At 71.1% G+C, this 17,051-nt stretch carries 21 protein-coding genes and 2 pseudogenes; 10 read left to right on the forward strand and 13 right to left on the reverse strand.

What is annotated here, in order from left to right; genetic code table 11:
• Positions 1-201: 201 nt before the first annotated feature.
• A pseudogene (locus QQY66_RS45810) lies at positions 202-489 on the forward strand (helix-turn-helix domain-containing protein); the annotation flags it as partial.
• Positions 490-510: 21 nt separating this feature from the next.
• Here the strand turns inward: QQY66_RS45810 and QQY66_RS45815 are convergent.
• The 5 genes from QQY66_RS45815 to QQY66_RS45835 form a co-directional block, all read right to left on the reverse strand.
• Entirely contained in the window at positions 511-1,074 is a 564-nt protein-coding gene (locus QQY66_RS45815; RefSeq protein WP_301986398.1) for a TetR/AcrR family transcriptional regulator, read from the reverse strand.
• The gene (locus QQY66_RS45820) at positions 1,071-1,433 is read right to left on the reverse strand and encodes a DUF1304 domain-containing protein (protein ID WP_301986399.1); all 363 of its coding nucleotides are present in this window, start codon (positions 1,431-1,433) and stop codon (positions 1,071-1,073) included. The genes QQY66_RS45815 and QQY66_RS45820 overlap by 4 nt, the downstream gene beginning before the upstream one ends.
• Positions 1,434-1,725: 292 nt before the next feature.
• The gene (locus QQY66_RS45825; protein ID WP_301986400.1) at positions 1,726-2,289 is read right to left on the reverse strand and encodes a hypothetical protein; all 564 of its coding nucleotides are present in this window, start codon (positions 2,287-2,289) and stop codon (positions 1,726-1,728) included.
• Between the two features lie 185 nt (positions 2,290-2,474).
• Positions 2,475-4,100 carry an amidohydrolase gene (locus QQY66_RS45830; protein ID WP_301986401.1) on the reverse strand — a complete coding sequence of 542 codons (1,626 nt, stop codon included), beginning with the start codon at positions 4,098-4,100 and terminating at the stop codon, positions 2,475-2,477.
• A 19-nt stretch (positions 4,101-4,119) separates the two neighbouring features.
• Positions 4,120-4,755 carry an amino acid permease gene (locus QQY66_RS45835; RefSeq protein WP_301986402.1) on the reverse strand — a complete coding sequence of 212 codons (636 nt, stop codon included), beginning with the start codon at positions 4,753-4,755 and terminating at the stop codon, positions 4,120-4,122.
• Between the two features lie 41 nt (positions 4,756-4,796).
• Between QQY66_RS45835 and QQY66_RS45840 the strand changes: the two are divergent.
• Together QQY66_RS45840 and QQY66_RS45845 are read left to right on the forward strand one after the other, a co-directional pair.
• Positions 4,797-5,127, forward strand: a pseudogene (locus QQY66_RS45840) (pyridoxamine 5'-phosphate oxidase family protein).
• Between the two features lie 66 nt (positions 5,128-5,193).
• Positions 5,194-5,586: a VOC family protein gene (locus QQY66_RS45845; RefSeq protein WP_301986403.1), complete on the forward strand. Its 393-nt coding sequence runs from the start codon at positions 5,194-5,196 to the stop codon at positions 5,584-5,586.
• Between the two features lie 137 nt (positions 5,587-5,723).
• Here QQY66_RS45845 and QQY66_RS45850 read toward each other — a convergent pair whose 3' ends face one another.
• A complete protein-coding gene (locus tag QQY66_RS45850; RefSeq protein ID WP_301986404.1) occupies positions 5,724-6,050 on the reverse strand; it encodes a DUF4235 domain-containing protein in 327 nt (108 codons plus the stop codon).
• 17 nt (positions 6,051-6,067) lie between these two features.
• On the reverse strand, positions 6,068-7,084 hold the full coding sequence (locus QQY66_RS45855; protein WP_301986405.1) for a glutathione S-transferase family protein: 1,017 nt from the start codon (positions 7,082-7,084) through the stop codon (positions 6,068-6,070).
• Between the two features lie 93 nt (positions 7,085-7,177).
• Between QQY66_RS45855 and QQY66_RS45860 the strand changes: the two genes are divergently transcribed.
• Positions 7,178-8,164: a cation diffusion facilitator family transporter gene (locus tag QQY66_RS45860; RefSeq protein WP_301986406.1), complete on the forward strand. Its 987-nt coding sequence runs from the start codon at positions 7,178-7,180 to the stop codon at positions 8,162-8,164.
• Between the two features lie 60 nt (positions 8,165-8,224).
• Here QQY66_RS45860 and QQY66_RS45865 read toward each other — a convergent pair whose 3' ends face one another.
• Positions 8,225-8,674, reverse strand: coding sequence for a nitroreductase family deazaflavin-dependent oxidoreductase (locus tag QQY66_RS45865; protein ID WP_301986407.1), 450 nt, complete (start codon positions 8,672-8,674; stop codon positions 8,225-8,227).
• A gap of 175 nt (positions 8,675-8,849) precedes the next feature.
• Between QQY66_RS45865 and QQY66_RS45870 the strand changes: the two genes are divergently transcribed.
• Positions 8,850-9,284, forward strand: coding sequence for a nuclear transport factor 2 family protein (locus QQY66_RS45870; RefSeq protein WP_301986408.1), 435 nt, complete (start codon positions 8,850-8,852; stop codon positions 9,282-9,284).
• A gap of 11 nt (positions 9,285-9,295) precedes the next feature.
• Here QQY66_RS45870 and QQY66_RS45875 read toward each other — a convergent pair whose 3' ends face one another.
• Positions 9,296-9,928, reverse strand: a complete 633-nt coding sequence (locus QQY66_RS45875) for a LysE/ArgO family amino acid transporter (protein ID WP_301986409.1) — start codon at positions 9,926-9,928, stop codon at positions 9,296-9,298.
• A gap of 298 nt (positions 9,929-10,226) precedes the next feature.
• Between QQY66_RS45875 and QQY66_RS45880 the strand changes: the two genes are divergently transcribed.
• Both QQY66_RS45880 and QQY66_RS45885 read left to right on the forward strand, forming a co-directional pair.
• Positions 10,227-11,414 (forward strand): cytochrome P450, encoded by a 1,188-nt coding sequence (locus tag QQY66_RS45880; protein ID WP_301986410.1) that lies wholly within the window; start codon positions 10,227-10,229, stop codon positions 11,412-11,414.
• 12 nt (positions 11,415-11,426) lie between these two features.
• Positions 11,427-11,627 carry a ferredoxin gene (locus tag QQY66_RS45885; protein WP_301986411.1) on the forward strand — a complete coding sequence of 67 codons (201 nt, stop codon included), beginning with the start codon at positions 11,427-11,429 and terminating at the stop codon, positions 11,625-11,627.
• Between the two features lie 13 nt (positions 11,628-11,640).
• Here QQY66_RS45885 and QQY66_RS45890 read toward each other — a convergent pair whose 3' ends face one another.
• Positions 11,641-12,195 carry a TetR/AcrR family transcriptional regulator gene (locus QQY66_RS45890; protein ID WP_301986412.1) on the reverse strand — a complete coding sequence of 185 codons (555 nt, stop codon included), beginning with the start codon at positions 12,193-12,195 and terminating at the stop codon, positions 11,641-11,643.
• 93 nt (positions 12,196-12,288) lie between these two features.
• Here QQY66_RS45890 and QQY66_RS45895 point away from each other — a divergent pair, with 93 nt between their 5' ends.
• Positions 12,289-12,747, forward strand: a complete 459-nt coding sequence (locus tag QQY66_RS45895) for a nuclear transport factor 2 family protein (protein ID WP_301986413.1) — start codon at positions 12,289-12,291, stop codon at positions 12,745-12,747.
• A gap of 9 nt (positions 12,748-12,756) precedes the next feature.
• Entirely contained in the window at positions 12,757-13,287 is a 531-nt protein-coding gene (locus QQY66_RS45900; protein WP_301986414.1) for a flavoprotein, read from the forward strand.
• Position 13,288: 1 nt separating this feature from the next.
• On the opposite strand, the gene QQY66_RS45905 is transcribed toward QQY66_RS45900, so the two are convergent.
• Both QQY66_RS45905 and QQY66_RS45910 read right to left on the reverse strand, forming a co-directional pair.
• Complete coding sequence (locus tag QQY66_RS45905) at positions 13,289-14,128, reverse strand: hypothetical protein (protein WP_301986415.1); 840 nt, start codon at positions 14,126-14,128, stop codon at positions 13,289-13,291.
• A gap of 121 nt (positions 14,129-14,249) precedes the next feature.
• Positions 14,250-14,999 carry an endo alpha-1,4 polygalactosaminidase gene (locus QQY66_RS45910; protein WP_301987716.1) on the reverse strand — a complete coding sequence of 250 codons (750 nt, stop codon included), beginning with the start codon at positions 14,997-14,999 and terminating at the stop codon, positions 14,250-14,252.
• Between the two features lie 211 nt (positions 15,000-15,210).
• Between QQY66_RS45910 and QQY66_RS45915 the strand changes: the two genes are divergently transcribed.
• On the forward strand, positions 15,211-16,179 hold the full coding sequence (locus tag QQY66_RS45915; protein WP_301986416.1) for an aldo/keto reductase: 969 nt from the start codon (positions 15,211-15,213) through the stop codon (positions 16,177-16,179).
• Positions 16,180-16,194: 15 nt separating this feature from the next.
• Here the strand turns inward: QQY66_RS45915 and QQY66_RS45920 are convergent, their stop codons facing one another.
• Positions 16,195-17,016 (reverse strand): phytanoyl-CoA dioxygenase family protein, encoded by an 822-nt coding sequence (locus tag QQY66_RS45920; protein ID WP_301986417.1) that lies wholly within the window; start codon positions 17,014-17,016, stop codon positions 16,195-16,197.
• Positions 17,017-17,051 lie beyond the last annotated feature (35 nt).

Genomic DNA, 17,051 nt, shown 5'->3' on the forward strand with positions numbered 1-17,051 from the left:
CTCTGCAGTGCGTTGCGAGAACCAAGCCGACACGAGCACAACCTGGCTTTGCTGTAAGACCTTTCAGGTCGCCGACTTGCAGGACTTCCTGAGCTAGGAATCCCCCTACTTCACTGGGGGAGGGTTCAAAGTGCTCGTGGTGGTTCAGCCCGCTGGGTTGGGCGCCCCCCGCGGCCGCGCACTGGAACCTCGCCGACACCTTCCGGCGTCGACGTCTGCCTGCATCTCGTGCGCAAGGATCACGGCAGCGAACCGGCCAACACGGTCGCCCGCCGCTTCCACGACGAGGTCGGCCTCAGCCCCGGCCGCTGGCTGATCCAGCAGCGCGTCGCCGGGGCCCGGCATCTGCTGGAGGCCGGCGACCTGTCCGTGGACCAGATCGCCGGTCGCGTCGGCTTCGCGACCGGAGCCTCCCTGCGCCAGCACCTGCACGCCGCGATCGGCGTCTCGCCGCAGGCGTACCGGCGGACGTTCCAGGCGGCGCACTGATCCGTCACGGACGGAAGACCTTCACCGGCTGGCGTGCAGGGCCACCAGCAACTGCCAGACCTGGTCGGCGACTTGCTCGGAAGACCCGTCGAGGAGCCCGTGCAGCCAGTCGGCCAGGACCCCGGCGAAGGTCGCGGCGACCGCGGACGCGACCAGCGGAGCGTCCGCCGCGCCCGCGAGCCGGCGCTCGGCCAGACTGCGGGCCCGTAGATCCCGGTGCAGGACGCGGCCGAGCGGGCCGCCGCCGCCCGGGCTCAACAGGGCGCGGTACAGGGCCGCGTGCGGTGCGAGGCCCGCGAAGAACTCCAGCAGCGCGGCCGGCGCGTGCACCGGATCGGGCCGGCCCCGCCAGGCGTGCAGCGCATCGACGGCGTCCCGTACGACATCCGCGCAGGCGTCCACGGCCAGCGCCTCCAGGTCGGCGTAGTGGACGTAGAACGTGGCCCGGCCGACACCGGCCCGGCGCACCAGCGCGGCGACCCCGACCTCCGCCAAGGGCCGCTCGGCGCACTCCGCGAGCAGAGCCTCGCGCAGCCGCGCCCTGGTGCGGGCGGCCCGGGGATCCTCGGGCACGCCGCGGGTCACTGTGCGACGAGGACGGCGGCCAGGGCGAGCGCGCCGGGCAATGCCTGCGCGACCAGGATGCGGATGTTCGCGGTGACCGCGCCGAACACGCCCGCGACCACGACGCAGGACAGGAAGAACACCTGCGCCCTGAACCCGGTCGGATCCGCGGCGATCAGACCCCACACCAGACCCGCGGCGAGAAACCCGTTGTAGAGCCCCTGGTTGGCGGCCATCGGCGCGGTCGCCCGCGCCATCTCACGGTCGAAGCCATGGAACGACCTGCCCGGCTTCTTCTGCCACAGGAACATCTCCATCACCAGGATGTACGCGTGCAACGCGGCCACCAGTCCGACCAGCACGCTCGCGACAGTCTCCATGCCTCACCTCTATCTTCTGGACGCCTGTCCACTATAGCTGGACGCCTGTCCAGGAAGTGCCTGCTGTCGGAGAGTGACGGAACCCTCGCTTCCGGGAGGCCGTGAGGTCGATCCTTTCGGATTCGGACCCGATAAGCTCCCCATCGGCGCTGCGAGTTGACGCGGTCACGATCCGTCGTCTCGCGGTGCGTACTCATGAGTGCGGCGCCCCTGCACACCCCCCGTCGTTCGACGTGTTGCTTCGAAGGATGCAGATGGAACTCGCCACTCCGCCGCCGGCGGCGAGCCCCTGTCACCTGGTACAGCTGGTGGCTGATGCCGCTGTCCTGGGAGGCGGGACGGTTGCCGCCTCCAGGGTGCTCTCCAGGCCCCGGGCCGCCAGGTCGACCTCCTCGCAGTGCGCCACGAGGAACCGCCCCCAGGACGCGGCGAACCGGGTCCGCCAGGTCAGGGACATGCCATCCGAGAGGTGTTTCCAGACCTCCGCCCAGGCCAGGGTGATCGCGCAGACGACCCGGGGCCGGAAGCCCGCCGGCCGCAGCGGCGTGACGATGAGCTCGCGGGCGACCTCGGTTATTCGGTCGGCGCGGTCCGGCTGGTTCGCGTCGAACTGGTCGTCGAAGAGGAAGGCGAGCGAGAACCAGTTCATCAGGACGACCATGTCGTTCGCCGAGGCGTACGGATAGGTGCGCGCGGCGGCCTGCGGCAGGTCCCAGGACTTGTACTCCTCGAACCCGGCCTGGCTGCGCACCAGACCCATGTCCCAGATCCAGCGGAGGTGACGTGCCCGGGCGTACTCGAGGTGCTCGCTGACGGGAGTCTCGAAGGGCAGGTCGAACCGGACGTCCTGAGGCATGCGCTTCCTTTCGGAGGTCTAAACGCAGAGCCCCTCGCCCCTGCGAGCGGGCGGTCGCCGCGACCGCCCGCGCACTCGAACTCGGCTGCACGGTACGGAAGTTGAATCGGGAAGCGGTACGAGGCTGCCCCGAGCGTAAACGATCTGTACCGTAACCGGACGGTGCTCTGTGTTACTGCTCGCACTCACTGAGCTGCGTATACTCGCGCGCCCCCGACATAAGTGAGAGCTACACGAGTCTCCGCCAGCGCCTCCGTCGGCCCGTCGAACGGATCCCGGTCCAGCACCACGAGGTCCGCGAGCGCGCCCACGCTCACCCGGCCCGTGTCGTCGAGATGGTTCACATACGCCGAGCCCGCGGTGTACGCCGCCAACGCCTCGGCGAGAGCGAGGCGTTCGGCCGGCAGGAACACGGCGGTGTCGGCGCCCGGTGCCACGCGGTTCACCGCGACATGGATCCCCTCCAGCGGATCGGGGCTGCTGACGGGCCAGTCGCTGCCCGCGGCGAGCCGGGCCCCGGAGCGGAGCAGCGCGCCGAACGGGTACTGCCACGCGGCCCGTTCGGGTCCCAGGAACGGGATCGTCAGCTCGTCCATCTGAGGCTCGTGCGCGGCCCACAGCGGCTGGATGTTGGCGGTGGCGCCGAGCCGCGCGAAGCGCGCTATGTCGTCCGGCTGCACGACCTGAAGGTGTGCCAGGTGGGGGCGCGTGTCGCTCGGCCCGTTCCCGATGCGCGCGGCTTCGACGGCGTCCAGCGCGTCCCGTACGGCCCGGTCGCCGAGGGCATGGAAGTGGCACTGGAAGCCCAGCGCGTCCAACTCCGTCACGTACTTGGGCAGTTGGGCGGGGTCGATGAAGCTGGTGCCCCGGTTGGCGGTGGCGCAGCCGCAGCGGTCCAGATACGGCTCCAGCAGGGCGGCGGTGCCGGTCTCGGCGACCCCGTCCAGCATCAGCTTGACGGTGGAGGCGCGAAACCGCCCGTGCGTCGACGCCTCCCGCCTCTCGACGAGTTCGGGGATCTGCTCGGCCCCGCGCTCACGGTCCCACCACAGGGCGCCGACCACGCGCGCGGTGAGCGAGCCGTCGCGGGCGGCGGCAAGGTACGCCTCGGACGGATCGTCCATGCCGAGGAACTCCCCGACCAGCGCGTCCTGCCAGGCCGTGATACCGAGAGCGTGCAGATGACGCTGGGCGTGCAGCAGGGCCGCCTTCCGCTCGGCGGCTGTCGTGGGCGGGGTGAGCCGTCCCACGAGTTGCATCGCGCCTTCCTGCAGCGTCCCGCTGGGCTCACCGGAGGCGTTCCGCTCGATCCGCCCGTCGGCCGGGTCGGGCGTGTCGCGTGTGATCCCGGCGAGCGCGAGGGCGCGGCTGTTCACCCAGGCCCCGTGGTGGTCGCGGTTGGGCAGGTAGACCGGCCGGTCGGGTACGACCGCGTCCAGCAGCTCCTTCGTCGGCGTACCGCCCTCGAAGGCCTCCATCGACCAGCCGCCGCCGGTGATCCACTCCCGCTCGGGGTGCGCGTCGGCGTACGCGCGTACGGCGGCGACGCTCGCGTCCGCCGTACGGGTCCCGGTCAGATCGCACCGGGTGAGTTCGAGGCCCGCCGGCACCGGGTGGACGTGCGCGTCCTGGAAGCCGGGCAGCAGCAGCCGTCCGGCGAGGTCGACCACTTCGGTTCGGGGCCCGGCGAGGTCGTGCACCTCGTCGTGGCCCACGGCGGTGATCCGGTCGCCCGTGACGGCCACGGCGGTGGCGGTGCGGCCCTCGGGGGTGAGGACGGGGCCGCCGGTGAAGAGGAGGTCAGCGTGCATGATCCGTTTCCTGGTAGGTCTACTGCGGTGTGGCGAGCAATTGGGGCGCGTCGGCGTCACTGCCCTCGCCGGTGCGGAAGTACGGCGATCCGCGCACCCACTTGGCCCATGAAGCGGCCACGAAGCCCGACGCGATCATCGCCAGGGGAGTGAGCAACAGGAACCACCCGTTGTCCGCGCGGAGTTCGAGATGGTCGGTGGAGGTGTAGAACGACCAGCCGAGACAGCCGCCGAGGCTCAGCAGCGTGGCGGCGCTCAGCGTGGGCAGCACCACGGCCCGTCCGCCCTGCCGCCAGCCCTCGCGCAGCAGCGAGCGCAAGCGCACGGCGGCGGCCGGCGCGGTCAGCGCGTAGGACAGGGCGACCACGATGCCCACGGCGCTCACCGTCGCCATGATCATGTCCGCGAGCCGGGGGATCACCAGGGCGAGCGCCGCGACCGCCATGGCGAGCGCGCCGATGAGCAGTGTCCCGGCGGCCGGAGTCCCGTACTGAGGGCTGACCTTGGACCACACCGGACCGAGCGTACGGTCCCGGCTCATCGCGAACATCGCCCGGGCCGTCGGGATCACCCCTGCCTGCGGTGGGGCGACCGCCGAGAACATCAGCGCCACCAGCGGCAGCACGGCCAGCGGCTGCGATCTCGTGGCGGACATGCGGCAGAGCCACACTGCCCGCACGCTCCGCCAAGCAGCGCATGCAGGACACGCTGAACCGTCTGGAGAACGACGTCGACACCTGGGTCGCCACGGCCGACGGCGCCGGAGGAATCCCGTATCTCGTGCCGCTGTCCTTCCTCTGGACGGCACGACGGTCCTCCTCGCCACCCCGCCCACGAGCCCGACCGGCCGGAACCTGCGCGAGACGGGCAGAGCGCGGCTCGGGTTCGGGCCGACCCGGGACGTGGTGATCGTCGAGGGCACGGTGCAGCCGGTGGAGCACGCCGAACTGTGCAGGCCTGGCGGGAGGCCGGCGAACTCGTCGGACGCGACCTGATGCGGGACGGGGAGTGGCTCGTGGCCGACTGAATCCGCGGAACGGGGTTAACCGGGACGTGCGGGGAACCGTACGTCCCCGACCCTTACGGAGGAGACATGGCACTGGTGGAAGCGGGCCTCGTGGTGCTCGACTGTGCCGAGCCCGAGAAGCTCGCCGTGTTCTACAAGGAACTCCTGGAGGCGGAGGAGACGCACGCGACCGCCAACCGGGTGGAGATCAAGGGTGCGGGCGGGACGCGGCTGGCGTTCCGCCGCGATGTGAACGCCACGCCGCCGAGCTGGCCGCGTCCCGAGAACTCCCTCCAGGCCCACCTGGACTTCGTCGTGGCCGATCTCGACGAGGCCGAGCGCAGGGTCGTCGGACTCGGCGGGCGCCCGCTGGAGACCAAGGAGGCCTCGGGCCCGTTCGAGGAACGCGGCTACGCCGACCCGGCCGGCCACTCCTTCACCCTGCGCTGCGCCCCGCCCACGGCACCGAAGCAGGGCTAGGCGCTCCGCGGGACGGCCGGTGCGTCACGTGCGCGTCCGTCGTGGCTGGTCGCGCCCACGCGGCGGAGCCGCAGATCGATACAGCCCCGCGCCCCTTCGGGTCGCTGCCGAGCCGCATGGACTTCGCCCGACCCTGCTCAGGCCACATCGGCCTTCTTGTCGGCCTTCTTGCTCTTGTCCACGGCGGGCCACACGCCGGTGGAGCGCTCCACGGCCTTCGCGCCCGTGCGGTTCACGGCGCTGCGCACCACGGCGAAGATGGCGCCCTGGATCGCGGAGGCCAGCAGGATCTCGCCCCAGCCGCGCTCGCGGTCCAGCGGGTCGGGTGCGTCGTCCTCGTGCCGGATCGCCTTCCACGTCTTCTGGAAGGCGAGGCTCGCCAGCGCTCCGCCCGCCCAGCCGATCACGAACCCGAGGGGTTTGTAGGCGAGGGGGAGTTTGAGCTTCTGCTGCTTCTTGCCCACGTCTGCCTCCTGTGTGGTCAGGGCCGCCCTCGCGCCGGAACCTCCTCGGCCGTGGGCACCGGCCCGGGCGGTGTGCCCTCGCCGAACGGCCGGCCGCCCAGCCTCTCCCGGTGGTGCGGGGTCCGCCAGCCGGACAGATCCGGTCCGAGGGGCACGATGCCCGTCGGATTGATGCCGGTGTGCACCTGGTAGTAGTGCCGCTTGATGTGGTCGAAGTCGACGGTGTCGCCGAAGCCGGGTGTCTGGTAGAGGTCGCGGGCGTACGCCCACAGCACCGGATTCTCCGACAGCTTCCACAGATTGCACTTGAAGTGGCCGTGATAGACGGCGTCGAAGCGCACCAGGGTGGTGAACAGCCGGATGTCCGCCTCGGTGATCGTGTCGCCGATCAGATAGCGCCGCTCCTCCAGCCGCCGCGACAGCAGCTCCAGCCGCCGGAACAGGGCTGCGCAGGCCGCCTCGTAGGTCTCCTGGTCGGCGGCGAACCCGGCCCGGTACACACCGTTGTTGACGTCCTCGTAGACATCCGCCATGACCGTGTCGATCTCGTCGCGCAACGCCCGCGGATACAGATCGGGCGCCCCGTCCCGGTGCAGGGCAGTCCACTCCGTGGCGAGGTCCAGGGTGAGCTGCTGGTAGTCGTTGGTGACCAGCTTCCCGCTGGGTACGTCCACGATCGCGGGCACGCTCACCCCGCCCGGGTAGCCGGTCCCGCGCCGGTCGTACGCCTCACTGAGGAACCGGATGCCGAGGACCGGATCACGGCCGTCGGGGTCCAGGGTGAAACGCCAGCTGCGGTCGTCCTGGATCGGGTCGGCGACGGCCAGCGACAGGGCGTCCTCCAGGCCCAGCAGCCGCCGGGAGATCACCGCCCGGCTCGCCCATGGACAGGCACGGCTCGCCACCAGCCGGTAGCGGTCCGGCTCCACCGGCCAGCCGTCCCGGGCATCATCGGTGATCCGGTCCGTGAAGTGGGCCTTGGACCGCTTGAAGGGCTTCCTGCCGTAGGCGCTGTTGCCGTCATCGCCGCTCATCACCCAGCTCCTCACTGCCGACTACCTCCCCGGTTTCCCCGATTTCCGCAGACGAGACGGTGTGAGCCGGACCGAGAAGGGCAGTCGGCGAAGGTGAGTGGGAAACCCTCGAACGCGTCGAAACCCGCCAACCGGAAGGCCGACCGCAGAACCCGCGTCACCGTGCTGGTGGCGCTCGCCGCCAACCTGGTCATCGCGGCGGCCAAGGCGGTCGGCGGCCTCGCGGCGGGTTCGCCCGCGCTGCTGTCGGAGGCGGCGCACTCCGTGGCCGACAGCCTGAACGAGGTCTTCCTGCTCGCGGCGCTGCGCCGCAGCCGCCGCCCCGCCGACGAGCGCCACCCCTTCGGCTACGGCAAGGAGCGCTTCTTCTGGTCGCTGCTCGCGGCCGTCGGGATCTTTGTGATGGGCGGCTGCTTCTCCTTCTTCCAGGGCTTCGAGGCCCTCAGGAACGGCACCGAGGAGAAGCTCAGCGGCTATGTGGCGGGCCTGATCGTGCTGGGCGTCGCCTTCGCCGCCGAGGGTGTCTCGCTGGCGCGGGCGCTGTATCAGGCTCACCGTCAGGGCGGCCGGGACCGGCTGCGCGACCCGGCGCTGCGCACGGTGATCGCCGAGGACGGCACGGCGGTACTGGGCGTGAGCCTGGCCGCGGCCGGCATGCTGCTGCACATGGCCACCGGGCAGATCGTGTGGGAGGCGTCCGCCTCGTTCGCGATCGGCGCGCTGCTGGTGTACGTCGCCTACCGGCTCGGACGCGACGCGCGCGACCAGCTGATCGGGGAGGCCGCCGCCCCGGATGCGGCTGAGCGGATCCGGGCCCTGCTGCGGGAGCAGCCCGAGATCGACAGCGTGGAGGCGCTGTACACGATGAAGGTCGGGCTCGACGCGACCCTGGTCGCCGCCCGCGTCGACCTGGTGCCGGGCATGGACAGCGAACGGGTCGAGGAGGTCGCCGTCCGCATCAAGCGCACCCTCGCCCGTCGCGTGCCCGAGGCGGGTGAGATCTTCCTCGACGTGACCGACCGGCCCGCCCAGGAGGCACGCGAAAGCCCCGCCGCGACGGGGGAGCGCGGCGGGGCCTGATCCTCGGATGCCCGGTGGACACGGGTTCATGCGTCACGCCGGGCGAGATTTTTCGCGAGGTCACCCGCCGTCGGCCGGCTCCAGCACGAAGACGGGGATCTCCCGGTCGGTCTTCGTCTGGTAGTCGGCATACGGCGGATATGCCGCCACCGCACGCTCCCACCACTCGGCCTTCTCCGCGCCGGTCACCTCACGGGCCGTCATGTCCCGCTTGACCGGGCCGTCCTGGAGCTCCACATGGGGGTCGGACTTGACGTTGAAGTACCAGACGGGGTGCTTGGGAGCGCCGCCGAGCGAGGCGACGGCGGCATAACGTCCATCGTGCTCCACCCGCATCAGCGGCGTCTTGCGGATCTTGCCGCTCTTCGCGCCACGGGTCGTCAGCAGGATGACGGGCATTCCCGTGTCCATCAGGGTCGTTCCCTTGGTGCCGCCGGAGCTCTCGTACAGCTCCACCTGCTCGCGCACCCACTGCGTCGGGCTGGGTTCGTACTCACCCTCAAAAGGCATGGCATTCCGTTCCTCGGTCGGCCAACTCATGTGCAGCCCAGTCAACGCCGGTCCGCACGTGTTTCATCCACGCCCCTGCCCTGAACCCGCCCTGTCCATTACTTCGGCGGTAATCGCGCCGGATCGGCCGGCTCCGGCACAGTCGTGGCCCACGCCCGCCGGACGAGAGGCCACCATGACGAAGAGCACCGACACCACGACCCGCGCCGTGTTGGAGGAACTGCTGCTGCGGATCGGTCAGGGCGACGCGGAGCGCATCGCCGAGTTGTACGCCGAACGGTCCGACTGGAAGCTGAGCTGGCCCGAGGACGAGCACGGCCGCACCGCCACCCCGTGGATCCGACCCCGCTCGACGCGCGCCGACGCGGCCGCCCACTACCGGCAGCTCGCCGCACATCACGTCCCCGGCGAGGCCGCCACGGAGATCGAGCGCATCCTGGTGGACGGCGCCGACGCCGTGGTGCTCGGCGAGATCCGGCAGACCGCCAAAGCCACCGGGCGCCCCTATCGCGCCAGATTCGCCCTGCACCTCACCGTCGAGGACGGGCTGGTCGTCCGGCATCACGTCTACGAGGACAGTCTCGCCGTCGCCCGTGCCTTCGCACCGTGACGCCTGTGCCGTCACGCGGGCGTCGCCAGCATCCGTACGGCGAGCGCCAGCATCACCGCGCTCGACACCAGCGCCGTCGCCAGCCGGCCCCGCCGCCCGGTCAGCGCCCGGCCGAGCAGTGCGCCGCTCCCGGCGAGGAGCAACTGCCAGCTCGCGGACGCGAGGAAGGCGGCCAGCACGAACACCCCCTGCTCCAGAGGCGGTACGGGGTCCGCCGTCCGGGTGCCGAGCACGAGGGCGGCGAAGTAGATGACGGTGGTGGGGTTGAGCAGCGTGATGCCGAGCAGCGCGAGATACGCCCGCGTGGGGCTCGGGGGAGGCGACACGGCCCGGGTGGTGAGCCGGCGGCCCCGGTACTGGCGTACGGCCGTGACCGTGCCCCAGACCGCCAGCGCGATCAGCACCAGCACGGACGCCCAGCGCAGTGGCACCAGCGCCGGCTCCAGAGCGAGGGCGAGCGCGGAGCCCCCGACCATGGCCGCCAGCGCATAGAGCCCGTCGGCCGTCGCGACGCCGAGCGCGGCGCAGGAACCGGTGCGCAGCGAGGTGCGGGCGGTGAGAGAGACGAGATAGGCCCCGACGGCACCGACCGGCACGGCGATGCCGTAGCCCGCGACCAGCCCCGAGACGAGTGCGCCGGTCACGACGCGGGAAGCGTCGGCCTGCGGGGGCAGCCGGGCTGCTGCTGGTACCGCACCGGACGAACGGTGGCGGTCAACGGCAGAGAGGAATGGGTCATAGGCATGGCCGGATTCTGCGGGCGACGACCGCACACCGACAAGCGAATTTCCCGGCAGTGCCGCGTCGTGGTGCCGGGCTGACGGCGATCCCCGGCCATATCGCGCGGTCGTGTGATCTGGCCGAACTTGATGTGGCCGCAGTAGATGCCCAGGGCATCCAATGGCTCACGGAACGAGGCACTCCATCGTCTGCGAGGCCCCCATGACGCAAACGGAACCCGTCGCCTTCCCGCAGGACCGCACCTGCCCCTATCAACCGCCCACCGCCTACGACCCGCTGCGCGCCGCCCGCCCCCTCGCCCGGATCGCGCTCTACGACGGCCGCCCGGCCTGGCTGGTCACCGGCCACGCCCTCGCCCGCGACCTGCTCGCCGACCCACGTCTGTCGACCGACCGCACCCACCCCGACTTCCCGGCGCCCACCGCCCGCTTCGCGGGGGTCCGTGACCGCAGGACCGCACTGCTGGGCGTCGACGACCCCGAGCACCGCACCCAGCGGCGCATGGTGATCCCCGGATTCACCCTCAGGCGTGCCGCCGAACTCCGCCCGCGGATCCGGCAGATCGTGGACGAGCGGCTTGACGCCATGATCGCGCAGGGACCGCCCGTCGACCTGGTGACCGCCTTCGCGCTGCCGGTGCCCTCGATGGTGATCTGCGCACTGCTCGGCGTCCCCTACGCCGACCACGACTTCTTCGAAGAACAGTCACGACGGCTGCTGCGCGGCCCGACGGCCGCCGACACGCAGGACGCGCGCGCCCGACTGGAGGCGTACTTCGACGAGTTGATCGACCGCAAGCAGGCCGAGCCCGGCGACGGCCTCCTCGACGACCTCGTCCACCTGGGCGACGGGACACCGACCCGGCAGGAGCTGATCTCCCTGGCGGTCATCCTGCTGGTTGCGGGACACGAGACGACCGCCAACATGATCTCGCTCGGCACCTACACCCTTCTCCAACACCCCGAACGCCTGGCCGAGTTGCGTGCGGATCCGGCCCTGCTTCCCACCGCGGTCGAGGAACTGCTGCGCCTGCTGTCGATCGCGGACGGGCTGCTGCGCCGCGCTACCGAGGACATAGAAGTGGACGGCACCAAGATCCGCGAAGGCGACGGAGTCCTCTTCTCGACCTCCGTCATCAACCGCGACGAGAACGTCTACGCCGATCCCGACACCCTGGACTGGCACCGCCCGGCCCGCCACCACGTCGCGTTCGGCTTCGGCATCCACCAGTGCCTGGGTCAGAACCTGGCCCGCGCCGAGCTGGAGATCGCCCTGCACGCCCTGCTCGACCGCCTGCCCGAGCTGCGTCTCGCCGCCCCGGCGGACGAGATCCCCTGCAAACCCGGCGACACGGTCCAGGGGATGCTGGAACTCCCCGTGACCTGGTAAGAGGCTCCTCTCATGCACATCGACATCGACACGGACGTCTGCATCGGCGCGGGCATGTGTGCCCTGACCGCCCCGGACGTCTTCACCCAGGACGACGACGGATTCAGCACCCTGCTGCCGGGCAGGGAGGACGGCGACGGCGACCCCATGGTGCGGGAGGCGGCGCGGGCCTGCCCGGTGAGCGCCATCACGGTGTCCGACACAGGGAGTTGAACCCGGCCCGCCGTCACTTGCAGGACGCGAGCAACAGCCGTACCGCCTCCCGCGCCTGAGCCGCGGGCGCCGTGCTCCCGGTGATCCCCGCCGTGACCATGGCGCCCTCGGCCAGCAGATACACGGCCGAGGCGAACGCGGAGTCCCGCCCCGCGTCGGCCACCAGCCCTCCGACGTAGTCCTGGAACGCCTCCTTGTGCGCCCGGACCCGTTCCGCCACCCGGGTGGACGTCGCGCCCAGCTCGCCGTACGAGTTGATCCACGCGCAGCCGCGGAAGCCGGGCTCGCCGAACCACCGCTCCAGCCAGTCGAAGACGGCGAGGATCCGCTGCTCGGGATCCTCGTGCCCTGTCACGAATTCGGCCAGTAGCCGCCGCCAGCGCACGTCCCGGCGCTCCAGATACGCCTCGACCAGCTGCTCCTTCGCCGGGAAGAGCTGATAGAGCCGCTTGAGCGAGACGCCCGACGCACCGCGGATGTCGTCCATGCCGACGGACTGGATGCCGCGCCCGTAGAACAGCTCCTCCGCGGCGTCCAGCGCCTGCTCCCGGGCGACTGCGCTGTCCATGAGACGACCACTCCTTGACGCGAGAACGTGCGTTCTCCTACCGTAGCAGCCAGCTCGGAGAACGAACGTTCTCCGCCTGATCGAGGAGGCACCGTGACCGACCGCCCGCCCCTGCCGCCGTTCACCCGGGAGACCGCCGCGCAGAAGGTCCAGGCCGCCGAGGACGCCTGGAACACCCGCGACCCGCAGCGGGTCTCGCTCGCCTACTCGCCGGACTCGGTCTGGCGCAACCGCGACACCTTCGTCACCGGCCGCGCGCAGATCGTCGATTTCCTCACCGCAAAGTGGGAGCGCGAGCGCGACTATGCGCTGCGCAAGGACCTGTGGGCCTTCGACGGCGACCGCATCGCGGTCCGCTTCCAGTACGAGTGCCGGGACGCCGACGGCCAGTGGTGGCGCTCGTACGGCAACGAGCTCTGGGAGTTCGACACACACGGGCTGATGACCCGGCGGGAGGCCAGCATCAACGACGTACGGATCGAGGAGCAGGAGCGGCGCATCTTCGGCGCCCGGCCCGAAACCGAACGTGGGCGGTCCTTCCCGGTCGAGTAGGGTTCCCGGGTGACCGAACAGGACGGGAAGCCCTTCCTCTACGTCGTCGTCTGCGCGGCCGGGATCGCCGCGGAGGTCAGCAAGCTGATCACCGCCGCGCAGGAACGGGACTGGGAGGTCGGCGTCATCGCGACCCCCGTCGCCATGAACGGCTTCTTCGACACCGCCGCGGTCGAGGCGCAGACCGGGCGCCGGATCCGCTCCGCCTGGCGGACCCCGGGCGATCCCCGCCCCTTCCCGCCGCCCGACGCCGTCGTGGTCGCGCCCGCCACCTTCAACACCGTCAACAAGTGGGCGGCGGGCCTCGCCGACACCCTCGCCGTGGCCACCCTCTGCGAGGCGTACGGCCTCGGCGTCCCGATCGCCGCCCTGCCCTGCGTGTCCGACGCGCTGGCCGCCCACCCTGCCTACAACGACAGCCTCATCCGGCTGCGCGGCATGGGCGTCCGCTTCGGTGAGCCCTGCTCCGGGGAGCCGGACGAGCACGGGAGGCGGCCGGAGTTCCGCTGGGAACAGGCACTCGACCTCTTGGAGCACTGACCTACCGGCAGCCGACCGTCGGCCCCACGAGCATGCCGCCGGTGTACACGGCCTGGCCCTGCGGCATCCAGTAGCCCAGCTTGGAGACGACGGTGGAGCACGTGTCCGGCACCGCGACACGCACGACGACCTTGGCCGGACGGCCCGGCTGAAGGTCGGTGAGCGCGCAGTCGAGGGCGTGGAGCTGACGGGTCGTCGACGGGTGGCGGCCGACCAGCGGATTGACGCAGCGGGCGTCGGACGTGGTCAGCTCCACCCCGGAAGCCTCCTCACCGATGAGCCCGAAACGCGCGCTGCCGTCGCCGCGGTCACTGTCGCGCGAGACCGTGTACGTCAACGTGGTCACCGAGCCGGACCGCAGCGTGGTGCGGTCGACCCGGACGCTGTGCGTCGGCTCCGGCTTCGGCGCCGTGAGGGTGAGCGAGGCGCGGACGGTGCCGCGCAGGTCCACACCCGCGGGCGCGGACCGTACCCGGACGTCGGCCTCGATGTCGTAGGTCCCCGGGCCCGGGTAGGCGTGCGAACCGGGAAGCGGCCCGGACGCCACCGTCGCCCCGTCGCGGCGGGCCGTCCAGGTGCCCGAGGTGAGACAGGCGGAGCGGCGGCAGGTCGCGGGCGCCGAGACCGCCATCATCGGGGTGCCGCTGCCTGTGCACAGGCTGATCGAGGCCTGCTGTCCGCCCGGGCCGCGCAGGGTTCCCGCGGGCGCGCACAGGGTGGCCGGGGGATCGGCCGCCGGGACCTGCTCCGGGATCGGCCGCCCCCATGCCGGCGAGACGACGGCGAGCACCAGCACCGCGGCCCCGATCAGTGTCCTCAGCGTTGTCGGACGTGTTCGCACCCTGTGCCTCCCGCACGGCCGCGACCGGCCGGACGCCGGTCGTCTGCGCCGAGAATGCGGGACCTTGCGAACCGCCCGGGGCTCCCACGCCGGGCGGTCACCTGCAGGCAGCAACGGGTGTTCAGCGCGTCCGGCGGACGTAGCCCTCGCTGCCCGGAGTCGACACCATCACGTCCCGGCGCACGATGCTCAGCCGGTCACCGAAGCCCGAAAGGGCCTTCCGCAGGCCGCTGTCGGTGTACTCGATGTCGACCACCCGGTCGTCGAAGGCCTCGGCGTACTTGCCGCACTCGTCGTACTGACCGCACTCCTCCGCGACCGCGAAATCGAGCCCGGCCTTCTTCCGCTGCCCGGCCAGCTCCACGGTGTTCTTCTGGCCGATGGCGAGGTGCCGGGCATGGGCGTGCCGGGACAGCAGGGCGATGAAAGCGGTCGCGTCGTCCGCGGTGAGCAGGCCGTCCGAGCGGGTGTAGCTGTCGTAGTTGTCCGGCTCGACGGCGTCGAAGCCCTTGTTGGCGCAGCCGTCGATCCACTCGCCCACCCGTGCGGCGATCCGCTCGCGCTTGGCCGCGGTACCGATGTCGAGCAGCGCCTCGTCCCAGTCCTCGTCGACGACCACCTCGCCGTCCGCGTCGCGCAGCAGCAGGTCGGCGGGCCACGACCGCTCGGCGTCCGGCTGGGCCTGGAAGGCGTTGACGTAGCAGATGTTGTACAGGCCGGGTGCCGGGGACGCCGTACGGTCGCGGGCGACGATGCGGACGCCGGACGGTGGCTTGTAGGGGCCGCCGATCTGGTAGTCGAAGCCTGCTTGGCGTGGCGGGAGCCGCACCTGCGAGGACTTGGCCGCTTCGGAGGACCCACAGGCCGTCATGGCGAGGAGGCCCGCGACGGTGGCGAGAGCCGCGACGCGGGGGACAGCCATTCCGTTCTGCGGCACGTCGGTGATCAAATCGCCCGCGTGCCAGGGCCGTCAAGCGGGGATCACGCTGTCCGGAGGGGAACGGTGAAAGGAGGGGCGGGCGGGACGGACGACGTACGCTCCCCTCTGTAGCCAGCCACCCCCGAAGGCAGGAGCAGCAACGATGCAGTACGTGAAGCTCGGTTCGACGGGCCTGGACGTCTCGCGGATCTGTCTGGGCTGCATGACCTACGGCCTGCCGGACCGCGGCGTACACGAGTGGACCCTCGACGAGGAGGCGTCACGCCCGCTGATCCGGCAGGCACTGGACGCCGGGATCAACTTCTTCGACACCGCGAACGTCTACTCCGACGGCACGAGCGAGGAGATCGTCGGCAAGGCGCTGCGGGACTTCGCCCAGCGCGACGAGATCGTGCTGGCGACCAAGGTCAACGGCCGGATGCGGCCCGGCCCCAACGGCGGCGGCCTCTCCCGCAAGGCGATCATGGCGGAGATCGACCACAGCCTCAGCCGCCTCGGCACCGACTACGTCGACCTCTACCAGATCCACCGCTTCGATCGGCACACGCCGGTCGAGGAGACGATGGAGGCGCTGCACGACCTGGTGAAGGCGGGCAAGGTCCGCTACATCGGGGCGAGTTCGATGTACGCCTGGCAGTTCTCGAAGATGCAGTACACGGCCGAGCGGCACGGCTGGACCAAGTTCGTCTCCATGCAGAACCACTACAACCTCCTCTACCGCGAGGAGGAGCGCGAGATGCTGCCCCTCTGCGCCGACCAGGGCGCCGGCGTACTGCCCTGGAGCCCCCTCGCCCGCGGCCGGCTCACCCGCGACTGGGGCACGGTCACCGAGCGCAGCGCGGGCGACAACTTCGGCAGCCGCCTCTACCCCGACAGCGACCGCACGGTCGTCGAGGCGGTGACGCGCATCGCGAACGACCGCGGCGTCCCGCGCGCCCAGGTAGCCCTCGCCTGGCTGCTCCACCAGGACACCGTGGCGGCACCGATCGTCGGCGCGGCCAAGCCGCAGCACATCGAGGACGCGGCGGCGGCAGTCGAACTCCGGCTCAGCGACAAGGAGATCGAGGAGTTGGAGCAGCCGTACGCTCCGCATCCGATCGTCGGTCACTGAAGCGCGGCATACGGCCTAGTGGGGCCCGTGCGGTTCAGAAAACTCCGTACCGCACGGCCCCGCCCCCTCGCTCTCCGGCAACCGCACCCGCTCCCCGCTCATCGTCAGCGTGCGGTAGTGCTGCCCGATGCGCTCGGCCGACCGGCCGACATAGTGGGCGATGAAGGACCGCCGGAACCGATCGGCGGTGCGATTCGGCTGCGACCCATGCACCAGGCTGCCGTTGAAGAACAGGACGTCCCCCGGCTCCATGTCGACCGGTACGGGTGACAGACCGGGCGGCGGCGGCACGTACTCCCGTGCGAAGGACAGTTCCTCGTCCGCCTCCTCGGGACAGAAGATGTCCATCCGATGGGTGCCCGGCACGATCTCCAGCCCGCCGTTGTCCCGGTCGATCACATCGCAGGCGATCCACGCGGCCACGCAGGTACCCGGCTCGACCCGCAGATAGAAGTTGTCCTGGTGCAGCGCCTGCCCCCGCGCCCCCGGCGGCTTGAAGTAGAACATGCTCTGCGCGGCCAGCGCCTCCTCGCCCAGCAGCACCTCCAGCACCTCACGCAGCCGGACATCCAGCAGCACGCTCCGTGCCAGGCCGTTGATCACATGCGGGTGCATCACCCTCGGGTGGGTGAGCAGCGGGTCGGTGGACGGGCGCGGCTCGAAGTGCCCCGGCACCGGCCCGGCCGCGTGCAGCGCCGTGAACTCCGCGCACAACCGATCGATCTCGTCGTGGCCGAACAGCTTCCGTACGACCGTGAAGCCGTCCTCCCGGAAGCGATTCAGGCCTGCCTCGGTCAGGATGGGAGCGCCGGCGGCGCCGATGTCCGTGGCTGTCATGCGTCCACTCCTCGGTCGGGTGTCCTCGGTACAGC

It is taken from the genome of Streptomyces sp. DG2A-72 (genome assembly GCF_030499575.1).
Classification (GTDB): Bacteria; Actinomycetota; Actinomycetes; order Streptomycetales; family Streptomycetaceae; genus Streptomyces.